We start from the raw sequence: 15,636 nt of genomic DNA, 5'->3' as shown, positions 1-15,636 counted from the left end.
ACGGTCAAGAACACGTGGAACGGCAACGTCGGCAACGGCGGTAGCGCGAGCTTCGGCTTCAACGTGACGTACTCGGGGTCGTACGCCCCGCCGTCGAACTGCAAGCTCAACGGCGGGGGGGGGGGGGGCCGGGGGGGCCCCCCCCGCCGGCATCGTCACATTGGCGGTCGCTGTCATCCGCCGATGAGCTTGTTCAGCGCTGCGTTGGCGTCGGCGGTCGCCTGGTCGAGCGTCTTCTTGCCGGTCAGGTACGCGGTCAGCATGTCCTTGACCGGGTTCTGGCCGGACTCCACGTCACCCCACTTCGGGCTGGCCGGCACGGCCTTGCCGTTGGTGGAGGCCTTCGCCATCACGCTGCCCATCGGGTCCTTGTCCAGGCCGGTGAGGTCGGTCGACGTACCGGGCACGACGCCGGCGGCGGCGAGCTGGCTCTGGTACTTCGGGCTGGAGAGCAGCTTGATGTACTCCTTGGCCGCGGCCACGTTCTTGCTGTTGGCCGGGATGGCCAGGTTCGAGCCACCCAGGAAGACCGGGGCGCTCTGGCCGGCGGTCTTGCTCGGGATCGCGAACGCGCCGGTCTTGGCGGTCAGGCTCGGGTCGGTCTTCGCGGCGGTCGCGACCTCCCACGGAAGGCCGATCATCATGGCCACCTTGCCGGCACCGTAGACGGTCGCCTGCTGCGGCTTGGCCTCGTCGGCGTCCTTCGGCGCCTTGGTGCCGGAGGTGTCGACGAGCTTCTTGTAGAAGTCCAGGCCCGCCTTCGCACCGGCGCTGTCCAGCGTCGCCTTGAAGTTCTTGCCGTCGGGCTGGGCGATGTCGCCGCCGTTGTCCCAGATGAACGAGAGCAGCGCGTACCAGTTCTGACCCGGCATGTAGAGCGCCTGGAAGTCGGGGTCGGAGCCGAACTTGGTCTTCAGCTTGCCGATCGCGTCGACCCACTCGTCGTTCGAGGTCGGCGTCTTGGTGATGCCGGCCTGCTCGAACATGTCCTTGCGGTAGATGACCTCACGGTTGGCCGCGTAGAACGGGACGCCGTAGACCTTGCCGTCGTAGGTGCCCGAGTCGGCGAGGCCCTTCAGCCACTGCGAGCCGTTGAAGCTGTCCTTGTCGGCCGTCAGGTCGGTCAGGACACCGTCGTTCGAGGCGAACGCCGCGGTCTGCGTGTTGCCGATCTCGATCACGTCCGGCGGCGCGCCACTCGCCAGCGCGGTGGTCAGCTTCTGCTGGATGCCGTCCCACTGCTGGACTTCGTACTTGACCTTGACGCCCGGGTGGGCGGCCTCGAACTCCTTGTTGAGCGCGTCGGTCAGCGTGGCCGGGGCGGAACCCGTCATCAGCCAGACCGTGACGTCGCCGGTGATCTGCGCGGGAGCACCGCTCGACGAAGCGGCGGTGTCGGTGCCGCTGGAACCCGCGCATCCCGCGGTCGCGAGGGTGACTGCGGCGGCGCCCGCCGCCAGCTTGAGCCAGCGTTTCACTCGTTGCCGTCCTTTCGATGCCCGGCCACCGTGGCCAGGCGCCCCAAATGGTGTAGACCAATGTTGGGGTTAGAGTGGTACGTACCACAGGCCCTGTCAAGGCGGTTGCCAAGACGTTGTAATTGCTCCAGGCACTCTGACACGGAGTAGTCACACCGTTACCGCGACCTGCGCGAAAGGTGGCGGAAGTCGTCCGAATAGGAGGGTGTCCCGGACGTTTTTCACCGGCCCGGGTGGCTATTCCGGTACGCCGGAATAGCGCGGCGCGGGCGAAAGAAAGCCGCCCCGGGACGGGTCCCGGGGCGGCGGTCAGGCGAGCGTTGCGCCTGGTGGGACCGGGTGCCGGCGGGCGCGGTGCGCGGCCATCCGCACCGGCGCGTTGACGACGCCGAAACCGCGATAGCCACCGATCCGCTGGACCACCTCGAAGAACACGCGCGCGCCCGCGAGGGCGGTGTAGAAATGCAGGAACTCGCCGTGTTCGTCACGGTCGTGGAGCACGGAGTGCGCGCGCAACCGCGCGATCCGTTCGGCAGGCAGATCGAGCCGGGCGGCGAGGTCGTCGTAGTAGTTGCCCGGGATCTCCAGCAGCGGCGCGCCGAGCGCGAGCATCTTCCCGGCCGCGGCGACGGCGTCCGCGCACGCGAAGGCGACGTGCTGCGGCTCGGGCACCGCAGGCGCCCACTCCCCGCGCCGGACCAGGGCGCTGTCCAGGGTCAGCCGGACGTCCCCGGCCGTCACCACGCGGCTGCGCACCAGCCCGAACGGCGCGGCGAACTCCACGACCGGGGACGGCGCCAACCCGAGCACCGAGCGGTAGAACAACGCCGCCTCGTCGAAGTGGTCGAACGGCTGCGTAAGGGCGACGTGATCGATTCCGAAAACCCCGGTACCCACGGTCGTTTCGCCGGTCGGCTCGAAGTCGCCGCGCCACTCGTCGTTGCCGCAGAGGAACAGTTGGGTGCCGTCCGGCGCGGCGACCGCGGCGAGGTCCGCTTCCCGCGGTCCGTGCGTGCGCGGCAGGACCGGCGCGAGCAGCGCTTCGGCGCGGCGGGCCGAGCGTGCGGGGTCGGCGCTCGCCAGCGCGACCGCCCCGATCGCGCCGCCGGTGTCCCCGCCCTCGTTGACCAGCACCCGGGCCTCGCCCTGTTCCCACAGCTCGACCGGCTTGCTGCGGTGCACGCCCGTGCGCGCGAAGCCGAGTGACGCCAGCACCGCGCCGGTCCCGGCGCCCGCGCCGCCGACGACCTCGGCGAAGGCGTGGCCCGACAGGCGGGGCGCCGGCGGCAGGTCCAGCACGCCGAGGGACTCCTTCAGCGCGAGCAGCGAGCGCATCGCGTCGACCGCGGCCGGGCGCGGGTCGGACTGGCGGTAGACGTCGTTGAAGACCTCGAGCGACAGCGGGCCTTCGTAGCCGGTGGCGAGCACGTGCCCGGTGAACGCCGTCAGGTCGAACTCGCCCTGGCCGGGGAAGAGCCGGTGGTGGCGGCTCCACGGCAGGACGTCCATCGGGAGCCGCGGGGCGTCGGCCAGCTGGAGGAAGAAGACCTTCTCCCCCGGGATCGCGCGGATCGGCGCCGGGTCGTGACCCTTCGAGAGGATGTGGAAGCTGTCGAGGCAGACGCCGAGCGCGGGGTGCGCGGCCCGACGGACGATCCGCCACGCGTGCTCGTACCCGCTGACGTGCCGGCCCCAGGCCAGCGCCTCGTAGGCGATCCGCATCCCGCGTTCCGCGGCGCTCTCGGCGAGCGTGTGCAGCTGTTCGGCGGCCAGCTCGTCGTCGTCGATCGCGTCCGGCGACACGGACGAGCAGACCAGCACGGTGTCCGCGCCCAGCTCGGCCATGACGTCGAACTTGTGCGCCGCGCGGCGCAGGTTGGCCCGGTGCAGCGGCGGCGGCACCGCCTCGAAGTCGCGGAACGGCTGGTAGAGGTCGATCGAGAGGCCGAGGTCGTCGCAGCGCTTCCGGATCTCGGCCGGGCCGCTCGGCGAGACGATCAGGTCGTTCTCGAACAGCTCGACGCCGTCGAACCCGGCCGCGGCGGCCGCGGCGAGCTTGTCCTCCAGCGTGCCCGAGAGGCAGACGGTGGCGATCGCGGTACGCGGTTCAGGCCGCACGGGCGGTCCCTCCGTCCAGGGTGTCGAAGTGGCGGAGCATGCGCGCGGGGTCCGGTTCGACGCCGGTGAACAGCCGGAACGACTCGGCGGCCTGCAGCACGACCATGCCGCCGCCGTGCAGCACCCGGCAGCCGCGGGCGCGGGCGGCCTCGAGCAGGGCGGTCTCCAGCGGGCGGTAGACGATGTCGGCGACCCACAGCTCCGGGCGCAGCAGCTCGGCCGGCAGCGGCGTGCCGGGGTGCGCGGCCATGCCGGTGGGGGTCGCGTGGACCAGGCCGTCGGCGTCGCGGACGGCGTCCAGGCCGCCGGTGACCGCCCGGTCCGCGCCGAACCGGTCCCGCAGCGCGCCGGCGAGCCGGGCCGCCCGCTCGCCGTCGACGTCGTGGACGGTCAGCCGCCCGATGCCCGAGGAGAGCAGCGCGTGCGCGACGGCCGCGCCCGCTCCCCCGGCGCCGAGCAGGACGACGTCGTCACGCCGGACGTCCGGCAGGCCGCGGCGCAGGCTGCGGGCGAAGCCGGTGGCGTCGGTGTTGTGCCCGGTCGCGCGGCCGCGGTCGAAGACCACGGTGTTGACCGCGCCGAGGGCTTCGGCCTCGGGCGAGAGCTCGTCGAGGTGCGGGAGCACGGCCTGTTTGGCCGGGTGGGTGATGTTCAGGCCGTCGAACCCGGCGAGCCGGGCGGCGTCCAGGACGTCGGCGACCGGGCGGCGCAGGACGTCGAGGTCCAGGAGGCGGTAGACGTAGCGCAGGCCGAGCTCGTCGGCCTCGCGCTCGTGCAGGGCCGGGCTGGCGGACGGCCCGATGCCCGTGCCGACGAGCCCGATCAGGTAGCTGGTCACGCGGCACCCCTCCGGATTAATGTACGAACTAGTGAGTTCACAGTAGCGCGGCGCCCGCCCGTCCGGAAGTCCTCGACTAGAGTGAGGGCGTCGACCAGCAGCGGAGGGAGCCCGGTGGCCGCACCATCGTCCGAGGCCGAACGGCAGCGCGACAAGGAACGCACGCGCGCCGACATCCTCGAGGTGGCCACGCGGGAGTTCGCGGACAAGGGCTACACCGGCGCCCGCGTCGACGAGATCGCCGCCCGCACCAGCACGACCAAGCGGATGATCTACTACTACTTCGGCGGCAAGGAACAGCTCTACCTCGCGGTGCTGGAGCGGTCGTACGCCGCGATCCGCACCCTCGAGTCGCAGCTCGACGTCGAGCACCTCGAGCCGGAGGAAGCCCTGCGGGAGCTGGCCGCGCTGACGTTCGACCACCACGAGGCCCACCCGGACTTCATCCGGCTGGTCAGCATCGAGAACATCCACCACGCGGAGCACCTCAAGCAGTCGGCGATCCTGGCCGGCCTGGCCGACCCGGCGCTGGGCGGGCTGACCCGCATCCTCCAGCGCGGCCGCGCGGCCGGCCGCTTCCGCGCGGACGCCGACCCGCTGGACATCCACATGCTGATCAGCTCGTTCTGCGTGTTCCGGCTGGCGAACCGCCACACGTTCCAGGCGATCTTCAGCCGCGACATGCTGGACCCGGCCCGGCGCAAGCACTACCGCGAGATGCTGGGCGACCTGGTCGTCGGCTACCTGACGGCGCTCTAGCCGCCCCCGAAAAGGATCTCTTGACTCTCGAGGCCTCTTCTTCCACTCTGTATTAACTAACCAGATCGTACATTAGCAACCCGCTTCCCCGCCGACTCTGAGCAACGAAGCACGGACGTCAGGAGCACCCCTGTGACCGCATCGATGCCCCGCAAGGCGGCGCTGGCCGCCTGGATCGGCAGTGCGCTCGAGTACTACGACTTCTTCATCTACGGCACCGCCGCCGCACTGGTGTTCAACAAGGTCTTCTTCCCCGCCTCCTCCCCCGCGACCGGCACACTGCTCGCCTTGGCCACCTTCGGCGTCGGGTACGCCGCCCGGCCGGTCGGCGCGTTCATCCTCGGCCACGTCGGCGACCGCTTCGGCCGCAAGCGGGTCCTCGTCTTCACTCTGCTCTTGATGGGCTTCGCGACCTTCGCCGTCGGCTGCCTGCCGACCTACGCGACCGTCGGTGTGCTCGCGCCGGTCCTGCTGGTCGTTCTCCGCCTGCTGCAAGGACTTTCCGCGGCCGGCGAGCAGGCGGGCGCGAACTCGATGTCGCTGGAACACGCTCCCGAACGCCGTCGCGCGTACTTCACCAGCTTCACCCTGAGCGGCACGCAGGCCGGGCAGATCCTGGCCACCGCGATCTTCCTGCCCGTCGCCGCACTCCCCCAGGCCGACCTGCTGACGTGGGGCTGGCGGATCCCGTTCTGGTGCAGCGCGGCCGTCGTGCTCGTCGGCTTCGTCATCCGCCGCAAGCTCGACGAAACCCCGGTGTTCGCCCGCACCGACGTCGCGAAGCTGCCGGTCGCGGTGCTCTTCCGCAACCACTGGGCCGACGTCCTGCGCGTGGTCGTCGCCGCCACGATCGCCTCGGTCAGCACGATCTTCACCGTCTTCGCGCTGAGCTACGCGGTCAACACGATCGGCCTGGCGCGAACCCCGATGCTGTGGGTGGGCGTGCTCGCGAACATCGTGGCGCTGGCAGCGATCCCGCTGCTGGCCGGGCTCGCCGACCGGGTCGGGCGCAAGCCGGTGTTCATCACCGGCTGCCTCGCCTGCGGCGTGCTGATCTTCCCCTACCTGTGGTCGATCTCGATCGGCTCGTACGCGCTGCTGTTCGTGCTCGGCATCGTCCTCTTCGGCGTCGCGTACTCCGGCGTCAACGGCGTCTGGCCGTCGCTGTACGGCGAGATGTTCTCGGCGCGCGTCCGCCTGTCCGGCATGGCGATCGGCACCCAGCTCGGCTTCGCCGTAGCGGGTTTCGCCCCGAGCGTGGTGGCGGCGATCGGCACCGGAAAGTCCGACCGGCTCGGCGTTTCCATCTTCACGGCGGCGGTCTGCGTGGTGGCGGCGATCGCCGCGGCGACGGCCCGGGAGACCTACCGGGTGCCGACCGCGGAACTCGGCGGCAAGCCCCCGGCCAGCACCCCGGAGTCCACCATGGTCACCTCCACTGTGGACGGTTAGCCAGCACCAGCCCGAGCACCGTCACCACGACGCCCGCGGTCAGCAGGGTGCCGCCCAGGCCCACCTCCGGTCCGGCCGCGAAGTACCGGAGGAGCCTGGACGCGCCCAGCCCGAACCCGGCCACCACCAGGACCGGCCCGAGCACCAGCGCCACCCGGCCGGTTCCCGGCACCCGCACGACCTTCGCGAACACCGGCGGCTCGTCCTCGTCCGCCGGATCGGTGCCGCGGTAGACGGCGGTGATCGGCCCGAACGTCACCCGGTCGCCGTCGCGCAGCAACCGGGCCTGCCGCGGCGCCAGGGCCTCGCCGTTGACCAGGGTGCCGGTGCGCGAACCCGCGTCGGACACCCAGGTGCCGCGCGCGTCACGCCGGATCCAGGCGTGCCGCGGGCTCACCCGGTCCGAATACAGCCTCAGGTGCGCCTCCGGCCCACGGCCGACCAGCCACGAGCCGCGGCGCACCGCCAGTCTCGCCACGGCCCCGTCGAGCGTCTCGATCGTCGCCGTCTCCCGTTGTCCCATCGCCCCTCCCGCCGTTTCCCGGCAGAGCCGGGAAACGGCGGGAAGATACGTCAGGGTTTGGGCGCGGGCTCCGGGGCCTTGACCCGCTCCAGCAGCAGCTGCGCGACGTCGCGGACGTCGACGTTCTCCGCCTTCTGCTCGCTCTGGCGCTGGACCAGGCCGTCGGTGAGCATGGAGCGGCAGAAGGGGCAGCCCGTCACGATCGTCTCGGCGTCGGTCGCGATGGCCTCGTCGACGCGCTCGAGGTTGATGCGCTTGCCGATCTGCTCCTCCATCCACATCCGCGCGCCGCCCGCGCCGCAGCACAGCGCGCGGTCCGCGTGGCGGGGCATCTCCTCCAGGGTCGCGCCCGTGGCGCCGACCAGCTCACGCGGCGGGGTGTAGACCTTGTTGTGCCGCCCGAGGTAGCACGGGTCGTGGTAGGTCACCTTCGGGCCGTCGTCGACCGCCTTGACCGGCGTCAGCTGCCCGCCGCGCACCAGCCGGTTGAGCAGCTGCGTGTGGTGGACGACCTCGTAGTGCCCGTCGAGGTCCGGGTACTCGCGGTTGAGGGTGTTGAGGCAGTGCGGGCACGTCGTGACGATCTTGCGCAGCCGCTCCTCACGGCCCTCGAACACGGCGTTGAGCGTCTCCGCGGTCTGCTGCGCCATCATCTGGAAGAGGAACTCGTTGCCCGCGCGCCGCGCCGGGTCGCCGGTGCAGGACTCCTCCTTGCCGAGCACGACGTACTTCACGCCGGCGATGTGCAGCAGCTCCGCGGTGGCGCGGACGGTCTTGCGGGCGTTGTCGTCGAACGCGCCGGCGCAGCCGACCCAGTAGACGTACTCGACGTCCTCGGCCAGCTCGCCGTCGAACACCGGGACGTCGAAGCCGAGGTCCTTGGTCCAGGCGAGGCGTTCCGAGTTGTTCTGGCCCCAGGGGTTGCCCTTGGTCTCCAGGTTCTTGAACAGCCCGCCCAGCTCGGTCGGGAACGCCGACTCGATCATCACCTGGTAGCGGCGCATGTCGACGATGTGGTCGACGTGCTCGATGTCCACCGGGCACTGCTCGACGCAGGCGCCGCACGTGGTGCACGACCAGAGGACGTCCGGGTCGATGACGCCGTTGTCGGCCTCGGTCCCGACGAGCGGGCGCGCACCCTCGTGCTCCTCACCGCTGAGGATGTAGGGCGCCTCCTCGAACATGTTGTCGCGCAGGCTCATGATGAGCAGCTTGGGCGACAACGGCTTCCCGGTGTTCCAGGCCGGGCACTGCGACTGGCAGCGGCCGCACTCGGTGCACGTCGAGAAGTCGAGCATGCCCTTCCACGTGAAGTCGCCGATCTTGCCGCGGCCGAACGTGTCGTCCTCGCCCGGGTCCTCGAAGTCGATCGGCTTGCCCGCGGACTCCATCGGCAGCAGCGGGCCGAGCGCGTCCGGCAGCCGCTTCGCGGTGACGTTGAGCGGGGCCAGGAAGATGTGCAGGTGCTTGGAGTAGAGCACGATCGCCAGGAACACGAGCATCACGCCGATGTGCAGCAGCAGCCCGACGGTCTCCAGCACCTCGGTCGTCCCGTGCCCGAGCGGCTCCAGGAGGTTCCCGACGCCGAGCGAGACGTACGCGCCCGAGTCGTAGGGGAAGTTGCCGGACGCCGAGGAGGCGCCGCGGAAGAAGAACATCGTCCACACGACGTTGAAGATCATGAACAGGATCAGCCACGCGCCGCCTGTGTGCGAGCCGAAGAACCGCGACGCGCGGTCCTTGCGCTCGGGGGCCTGCTGGATCCGGAGCACGGCGAACACGCCCAGCGAGACGGCCACCATGACGGCGATGAAGTCCTGCAGGAAGCCGAGCACCGCCCAGTGCCCGATCCACGGGATCGCGAAGTCCTCGTCGAAGAGGGCGCCATACGCCTCGAGGTAGACCGAAGCGAGGATCACGAAGCCCCAGAACGTGAACAGGTGCGCGAGGCCGGGCACCGACCACTTGAGGAGCTTGCGCTGGCCGAAGACCTCGCGCAGCTGGGCGGCGGCGCGCTTGCCCAGCTCGCCGGAGCGTTTGGTGTCGGGCTGGCCCGCCTTGATCAGGTGGTACAGGAACAGGACCCGGCGCCCCGCGACGGCGAGGCCGACGGCGGTCATGAGCAGGCCGAGGATGAGACGAACGAGCACGGGTCCTCCGGACGTACTTTGAAGGAAGGCTCAGTGCGAGCCGGTGTAGTAGCGGCACGCCTTGCACGCGTACCGCATCTTCGCGACCCGCCAGTGTTTCCGGTACAGATCGAGGTCGGGCGACCGGCGGACGCCGAGGCGCTGGTAGCGCCCGGGACGGCGGCGGCCGGTTTCGTACTGCTCGGTCGCGCGGCCGAGGTGGGCGCGCCGCAGCACGCACCCCCGCGTCCGGCAGCGGCCGAGGGCGGTGCGGCAGAACCGGTGCAGCAGCACCAGGTCCGGGGCGGGCCCGTCCCCGGCGATCTGCTCGACCACGCCGTAGCCGGGGTGGTCGCCGGGTCCGGTCAGCCGGACCGGCAGCCCGCAGTACACGCATTTGAGGGTGCAGGTGAGGCAGCCGGTGATGTGCCTGAGCCGCGGGTCACGCCGGTCTTCGGAGGGGTTTCCCCGGACGCGCGACGTCATGGAGCCTCCTCCGGCGACTGTGAACGGCTGTGATCGGCACCACTTCGTTCTACTGGAGAGTAATGACGGGCTCACTGCACGCGACAGGTCCGAACGGCCTAGTTATATTGAGCCGCACGGCGTAATTTTTGAGGCAAGGCATGCCTAACTGTCCGCCTGCCGGACGCTGCTATGTCGCAAATCGTACGTTCGGCCCTGCTGCGCCGAAGGTGTCCCCCGCCACAATCCTGGGCATGACCTATCACCCGGTCCCCTACCGGCCCGCCCGCCTGCCCGCCGCCGAAGCCACGTCGAACGTCGCCGAACTCCGGCAGCGGATGGAGCAGCGCCGCTCGGTCCGGATGTTTTCCCCCGACCCCGTCCCCGAAGACGCGGTGCTGGACGCGATCGCCGTGGCCTCCACCGCCCCCAGCGGCGCGCACCAGCAGCCCTGGACGTTCGTCCTCGTCTCGGACCCCGAAGTGCGCCGGACGATCCGCGAAGCCGCCGAAGCCGAGGAACAGATCTCCTACGACGGCCGGCTCGGCGACGAGTGGCTCGAAGCCCTGCGCCCGCTGGGCACCGACGCCGTGAAGCCGCACCTGACGGACGCGCCGTACCTGATCGTCGTGTTCCAGCAGCGCTTCACCCTCGACTCCGGCGGCGGCGTCCACAAGAACTACTACGTCGACGAGTCGGTGGGCATCGCGGTCGGCATGCTGCTGACGGCGCTGCAGGTGGCCGGCCTCGCGGCCCTCACGCACACGCCGTCCCCGATGCGCTTCCTGGGCGAGCTGCTGGGCCGCCCCCGCAACGAACGGGCCTTCGCGGTGATCCCGGTCGGCTACCCGGCCGACGACTGCGTGGTCCCGGACCTGCGGCGCAAGTCCCTGGACGAGGTCCTGGTCCGCATCTGACGCACTGGTCGTGAGCGGGAAACCGTGTTCTGACGGACCGGCGTTGGGCGACCTGCCGGAACACCGCTGGTCCGCGACAAGCAAGGCGGCACCCAGCCACCCCCACCGCACCAGAAGTCACACGCGCCACGCCGGTACCGGTCGTGAGTGTTCAGAAGGGTTCTAACCCTTCTAAACACTCACGACAGCCGCGGCAGATTCAGCAAGTGGGTAGGTCGCCCGGCAGCTGCGCGAACACCGGGCCCGACCCGTAGTCCGCGCCGTGGTCTCGCCACCACTGCGCCTCCTCGTAGGTTTCCACGCCCGCCACCGACACCTTCGCGCCCGCCAGGTGGGCCACCTCGGTCAGGGCGGCCAGTGAGCGCACGACGAGCGGGTGGCTCCGGCGCGACACCAGCGTGCCGGCGATCCGGACCGTGCGGATCGGCAGGTCCGCCAGGAAAGTCACGTCGCCGGCCGCGCCGAAGTCGTGGATCTCCGCCGGGATGCCGATCTCCGCCAGCACCTTGAGGCTGTCGACCGCGTCGCCGGGCTCGGCGAGCAGGGTCTCCGCCGGGAAGGCGGGGCGCAGGCGCTCCGGCGGCATGCCCGTGTCGTCCAGCACGCGGCGGATCTCGCCGACCAGGTCGGGGTCCGCGGCCTGGTGCGGGCCGAGCTCGACCACCAGCGGCACCTCGACGCCCGCCGCGGTCAGGCGTTCGGCCGCCGTGCGCAGGAGCCACGTGCCCAGCGGGAGCGCCAGCCCGGTCTCGCCGGCCAGCCGGACGCACGTCTCGTGCGGCAGCACCCCTTCGACCGGGTGGGTCCAGCGCAGCCGCGCCTCGATCGCGGCCGGCTCGCCGTCGGCCAGGTCGGCCAGCACCCGGTAGCCGATCTCGACCTCGCCGTTCTCCCACGCGCCCGCCATCGACGCGGCGAGGCCGAATTCGTGGCGGTCGCGGCGATCGTGCTCGCGGTCGTAGAGGCCCCACTGGTTGCCCGCCCGCTGGGCGCGGCGCAGGGTCAGGTCCGACGCGCGGAGCAGCTCGGACGGCGCGATCTCGCGCGGCGGCCGGTGCACGACACCGATGCTGGCCGAGACGGCGACGCCGTGCCGGCCGTCGACGTACTCCGGTTCGGCGAGCTCGTGGTTGATCCGGCGGACCAGCGTCCCGACGTCCGGGGTGTCCTCGCCGTTCTGCACGACCACGCCGAACTCGTCGCCGCCGATCCGCGCGATGAGCGCCTTCTCGTCCTCGAACACCATTTCCAGCTTCCGCGCGACGCCGCGCAGGAGCTTGTCGCCGGGGTCCTGGCCGAGGCCGCCGGTGATCAGCGAGAAGCCGTCGAGGTCGAGGTGGAACAGCGTGATGCCACGGTCCTGGTCGGCCTCCCGCAGGGCGTTTTCCAAGCGGGTGCTGAAGAACTGCCGGTTCGGCAGGCCGGTCAGGACGTCGTGCAGGGCCTGGTGGCTCAGCCGGCGCTGCAGCAGGGACACCTCGGTGTCGTCGTCGACGAGCGTGATCAGCTGCTGGGCCTCGCCGGTGGCGTCGCGGACGACCGAGGCCACGAAGGTGGCCCACATCGGCTCGCCGTCCCGGCCGATCAGCCGCCGGCCCGCGCGCAGCTTGTGCAGCCGGCCCGACAGCAGGTCCGCGTACCCCTCCCGCAGCACGTCGACGTCCTCCGGGTGGACGAAGTCGAACAGGGTCCGCGACGCGATCTCGGCCGGGGTGCGGTTGAGCGTCTTGGCGAGCGCCGCGTTGGCGCGCAACACCCGGCCGTCCAGCTCGGTGACCGCGACCCCGCTGGCCGAACCGGTGAAGACCTCCTCGAACTGCGCGCGCGTGATGACCTGCTTGCGCCGGGTTTCCTGCTCCACCTTGAGCAACGCGCGGCTCAGGCCTTCCTGTCTCTTCTGGATGTCTTCACGCAGCGATTCGCTGTAGCCGGAGCTGAGGGCACCGAGCACCAGCACGACGCGTTCTCCGAGCTTGTCGAGGCCGCGCAGCTCCGGCTCGCGCAGCAGGCCCTTGCCCAGCACCTCCATGGTGCGGCGCAGGCTCTCCGGGCCGACGCAGCGCAGCTCGACCAGGCGCCCGCCGGCGGCCGCGGCCTCCTCGGCACCCGGCGGGTCGCTCGCGACCGCCTCGAAGAGCCAGCCGGTGAGGATCGTCAGCTCGGCTTCGATCTCGTCCGGCGTGTGCGGCAGGTAGGCGGTGGTGCTGACCAGGTAGGCCCACTTGCGCGCGAGGGTACGGAGCCGCCGCGCCGCTCGTTCGGCGGACGGCTTCGCGCGCGGGGCGCCGCCGCGGGGATGGGGAGCAGTCACTTCAGCCTGTCCAAGGGTCTGGTGCGCACTCCGGCTCGGGTAACCGACACATCCTGTCGTGAAATGGTGTCACGCGCACTGATCAGTGTTCATCCAATCGAGTGATAACCCTGAGCAGTTATCCCCATTCGGTCGTGCAGCCACGACCGGGTGGCGTCCCGGTACAGGCCCGCGTTTTCGTGCAGCGCAACGGAATGACCCGCGCCCGGCAGGACGAACATCGACAGTTTCGACGGATCCCGGTAATACGGCGCCTCCTGCGCCCGCAGCGTCGCCGCGCTCGAACAGTCGCGCAGGGCGAGCAGCCCGCAGAAAAGCACGTCCTTTTCCCCGACGACCTGGAAAACCGGGACGGTGATTCCCCACGTCGCCGGCAGCACGATGCCGAACAGCGCCACCGTGCCCATCCCGGGCACCGAGACCTGGTCCTTCGTGGCCTCGTCGGCCGCGATCACGGCCGGATCGGCGTCACCGGCGGCGTAGAACAGCCCGGCACGCGCGCCCGGCCGCGTCGTGAAGTACAGCGGGTCGCTGCCCAGGTGGGAGAGCTGGCCGTCCAGCAGCGCCGGTTGCAGGCCGAGCGCCGCGCCCAGCGCCAGCACCGGCAGCGCGGGCAGGTGCGTGATGCCGGTCAGGATCACGCCGTCGACGTCGTGGTAAGTGCCCGCCTCCACGGCGACCACCCCGGACCCGACCGAATGGCCGACGATGACGACCTTCGTGAACGACGTCCCCCCGGCGCGCCCGGCCCACAGGTGGCCGATCACCTCGTGCAGCGCCTCGGCTTCGGCCTGCACGGTCAGCGGCAGGCTGAGCGGGCGGCTGCTGCCGCCGGCGCCGAGCTGGTCCGCGGCGAAGGTCGCGTACCCGTGCGAGGCCATGTCCCGCTGGTAGGAGTAGCGCTCCGGCTGGTACGGCAGGTCCCAGTACGCGCTGTTGTACGTGCCGCCGTGCACCAGCAGCTGGACGCTGTCCGGCACGGCGCCGGCGGGCAGGCACAGCCGGCCGTGCACCTTCGCGGGCGCGCCCGGCACGAGCGGCGGCAGCCCGGGGCCGGTGACCGGCAGATCCGTGTCGGCGCAGGAGATCGCGGCCGCCTCGGCCGGCACCGCGGCGGTCAGGGACCCGAGCAGGACCGCGCAGGCGAACAACGCCGACGTCAGCTTGACCGGCAGTCTCACGCCGTTCTTCCCTCCGGACGGGTGACGAGCTGAGGACCACGAAACACTACACCTGGTAGCCGATCGGGCACCGTCAGGTCGGCCGCGGCACGACCGTCATCGGCAGCCGGTTCGGCTGCATCGTGGCCTTGAGCTGCGCGTGGACCTTCTTGCCCGGCACCGGGACCAGCCGCCAGCGGGCGCCGATGGTCGCGGCGACGATGCCGATCTCGGTCGGCGCGAACACGTGCCCCGGGCACAGCCGGGGCCCGGCACCGAACGGGATGTACGCGCCCTTCGGCAGCTCCGCGGTGCGCCCGGGCGCCCACCGGTCCGGGTCGAACCGGCCGGGATCGGGGAACCAGCGCGGATCCCGGTGCAGCGTGTGCTGGCTGACGGCGACCTCGCTGCCCGCGGGGATCCGGACGCCGCCGAGTTCGACGTCTTCGCGAGCCCGGCGCATGAGGATCAGCGGCGGGGTGCGGCGGACGATCTCGTTCACGATCTGGTGCGTGTACCCGAGTTCCGGCAGGTCCTCGAACCGCGCGGGACGGCCGCCGAGGACGTCGTCGACCTCCGCGTGGAACCGGCGCTCGACTCCCCTGTGCTGCCCGAGCTCGTGGAAGAACCAGGCCAGCGCCACGGCCGTCGTCTCGGCGCCGGTGGTCAGGATGGTGATGACCTCGTCGTGCACCTGGCGGTCGGACATGCCCTCCCCGGTGTCCTCGTCCCGGACCGCCAGCAGCATCGACAGCAGGTCACCGTGGTCGGCGCCGTCCTTCCGCGCGGCGACGACGGCCTTGCCGATCACGTCGCGCAGCCGGGCCGCGGCGGCGTCGAACCGGCGGTTCGCCGGGATCGGCAGCCGTTCCACGAACTTCGGCGAGAACGCCCGGACCAGCACGTACTTGAGCATGACCGGGATCGAGCGGCGGATCTCGGCGAGCACGTCGTCGCCGAGGGTGGTGGAGAACAGCGTCTGCCCGGCGATGGTGAGCACCAGGTCCTGCATCCGCTGGTCGAATTCGACGACTTCACCGGGCTGCCACGAACTCGCCAGCTCGTCGGCCAGCGTGGTCATCGTGTTCTCGGCGTAGCCCTCGATCCGCGCCCGGCCGAAGGCGGGCATGACCATGCGGCGCTGACGGCGGTTGTGCTCACCGTTCGACGTGGCCAGGCCGTCGCCGAACAGCGGGCGCATCTTGTCGAAGACCAGGCCCTTGTCGAACTTGTCGGCGTCGGTGGCCAGCACCTGCCAGGACAGCTCCGGGCTGGTGACGACGTGCACCGGCAGCGGGCCGAGGCGGAGGGTGACGACATCTCCGTGCGCGGGCAGGGAACCGAAGAGCTTCAGCGGGTCGCGGAGCAGGGCGACCGTGTGCCCGAGCACCGGCCAGCGACCGGGGACGGCGCGCGGCTCGTTCGTCACCGGGCACACCCTAGGACCGGCGGGGAGAACGGCGGCAGTCCCGCCACACGAACGGAT

General features: G+C 71.1%; 12 protein-coding genes and 1 pseudogene. 4 read left to right on the top strand and 9 right to left on the bottom strand.

The features are described 5' to 3' along the window. Positions 1-144, top strand: a pseudogene (locus VA596_RS27820) (cellulose binding domain-containing protein); the annotation flags it as partial. Between the two features lie 29 nt (positions 145-173). Here the strand turns inward: VA596_RS27820 and VA596_RS27815 are convergent. The 3 genes from VA596_RS27815 to VA596_RS27805 all read right to left on the bottom strand — a co-directional run bounded on the left by VA596_RS27815 (position 174) and on the right by VA596_RS27805 (position 4,434). Further along, positions 174-1,478 (bottom strand): sugar ABC transporter substrate-binding protein, encoded by a 1,305-nt coding sequence (locus VA596_RS27815; protein ID WP_323331116.1) that lies wholly within the window; start codon positions 1,476-1,478, stop codon positions 174-176. A 309-nt stretch (positions 1,479-1,787) separates the two neighbouring features. After that, entirely contained in the window at positions 1,788-3,596 is a 1,809-nt protein-coding gene (locus VA596_RS27810; RefSeq protein WP_323331115.1) for a sugar phosphate isomerase/epimerase and 4-hydroxyphenylpyruvate domain-containing protein, read from the bottom strand. Then, on the bottom strand, positions 3,586-4,434 hold the full coding sequence (locus tag VA596_RS27805; protein WP_323331114.1) for a shikimate dehydrogenase: 849 nt from the start codon (positions 4,432-4,434) through the stop codon (positions 3,586-3,588). The genes VA596_RS27810 and VA596_RS27805 overlap by 11 nt, the downstream gene beginning before the upstream one ends. A gap of 114 nt (positions 4,435-4,548) precedes the next feature. Between VA596_RS27805 and VA596_RS27800 the strand changes: the two genes are divergently transcribed. Beyond that, on the top strand, positions 4,549-5,193 hold the full coding sequence (locus VA596_RS27800) for a TetR/AcrR family transcriptional regulator (RefSeq protein WP_323331113.1): 645 nt from the start codon (positions 4,549-4,551) through the stop codon (positions 5,191-5,193). Between the two features lie 132 nt (positions 5,194-5,325). Further along, positions 5,326-6,645 (top strand): MFS transporter, encoded by a 1,320-nt coding sequence (locus tag VA596_RS27795; protein ID WP_323331112.1) that lies wholly within the window; start codon positions 5,326-5,328, stop codon positions 6,643-6,645. On the opposite strand, the gene VA596_RS27790 is transcribed toward VA596_RS27795, so the two are convergent. From VA596_RS27790 to VA596_RS27780, 3 genes are read right to left on the bottom strand one after another with little or no spacing between them, the layout of a single operon-like run. Next, entirely contained in the window at positions 6,623-7,168 is a 546-nt protein-coding gene (locus VA596_RS27790) for an FHA domain-containing protein (RefSeq protein ID WP_323331111.1), read from the bottom strand. The two genes, VA596_RS27795 and VA596_RS27790, sit on opposite strands and share 23 nt — an antisense overlap. Before the next feature lie 50 nt (positions 7,169-7,218). Then, entirely contained in the window at positions 7,219-9,318 is a 2,100-nt protein-coding gene (locus VA596_RS27785) for a (Fe-S)-binding protein (RefSeq protein ID WP_323331110.1), read from the bottom strand. A gap of 30 nt (positions 9,319-9,348) precedes the next feature. Continuing rightward, the gene (locus VA596_RS27780) at positions 9,349-9,783 is read right to left on the bottom strand and encodes a hypothetical protein (protein ID WP_323331109.1); all 435 of its coding nucleotides are present in this window, start codon (positions 9,781-9,783) and stop codon (positions 9,349-9,351) included. Positions 9,784-10,016: 233 nt separating this feature from the next. Between VA596_RS27780 and VA596_RS27775 the strand changes: the two genes are divergently transcribed. After that, complete coding sequence (locus tag VA596_RS27775) at positions 10,017-10,679, top strand: nitroreductase family protein (RefSeq protein WP_323331108.1); 663 nt, start codon at positions 10,017-10,019, stop codon at positions 10,677-10,679. Positions 10,680-10,878: 199 nt separating this feature from the next. Here the strand turns inward: VA596_RS27775 and VA596_RS27770 are convergent, their stop codons facing one another. The 3 genes from VA596_RS27770 to VA596_RS27760 all read right to left on the bottom strand — a co-directional run bounded on the left by VA596_RS27770 (position 10,879) and on the right by VA596_RS27760 (position 15,579). After that, positions 10,879-12,990 carry a putative bifunctional diguanylate cyclase/phosphodiesterase gene (locus tag VA596_RS27770; RefSeq protein ID WP_323331107.1) on the bottom strand — a complete coding sequence of 704 codons (2,112 nt, stop codon included), beginning with the start codon at positions 12,988-12,990 and terminating at the stop codon, positions 10,879-10,881. 89 nt (positions 12,991-13,079) lie between these two features. Beyond that, complete coding sequence (locus tag VA596_RS27765) at positions 13,080-14,171, bottom strand: alpha/beta fold hydrolase (RefSeq protein WP_323331106.1); 1,092 nt, start codon at positions 14,169-14,171, stop codon at positions 13,080-13,082. A 73-nt stretch (positions 14,172-14,244) separates the two neighbouring features. Further along, positions 14,245-15,579 carry a cytochrome P450 gene (locus tag VA596_RS27760; protein ID WP_323331105.1) on the bottom strand — a complete coding sequence of 445 codons (1,335 nt, stop codon included), beginning with the start codon at positions 15,577-15,579 and terminating at the stop codon, positions 14,245-14,247. Positions 15,580-15,636 lie beyond the last annotated feature (57 nt).

The organism is Amycolatopsis heterodermiae, assembly GCF_034929455.1.
Taxonomy (GTDB): Bacteria; Actinomycetota; Actinomycetes; order Mycobacteriales; family Pseudonocardiaceae; genus Amycolatopsis; species Amycolatopsis heterodermiae.
Note: the sequence above shows the minus strand (reverse complement) of the source record. Positions and strands in the feature narration are given on the sequence as shown.

Excerpts from the sequence above, each read along its gene's own strand:
- VA596_RS27790 (WP_323331111.1), bottom strand. The coding sequence starts at position 7,168 with ATGGGACAACGGGAGACGGCGACGATCGAGACGCTCGACGGGGCCGTG.
- VA596_RS27780 (WP_323331109.1), bottom strand. The coding sequence starts at position 9,783 with ATGACGTCGCGCGTCCGGGGAAACCCCTCCGAAGACCGGCGTGACCCG.
- VA596_RS27775 (WP_323331108.1), top strand. The coding sequence starts at position 10,017 with ATGACCTATCACCCGGTCCCCTACCGGCCCGCCCGCCTGCCCGCCGCC.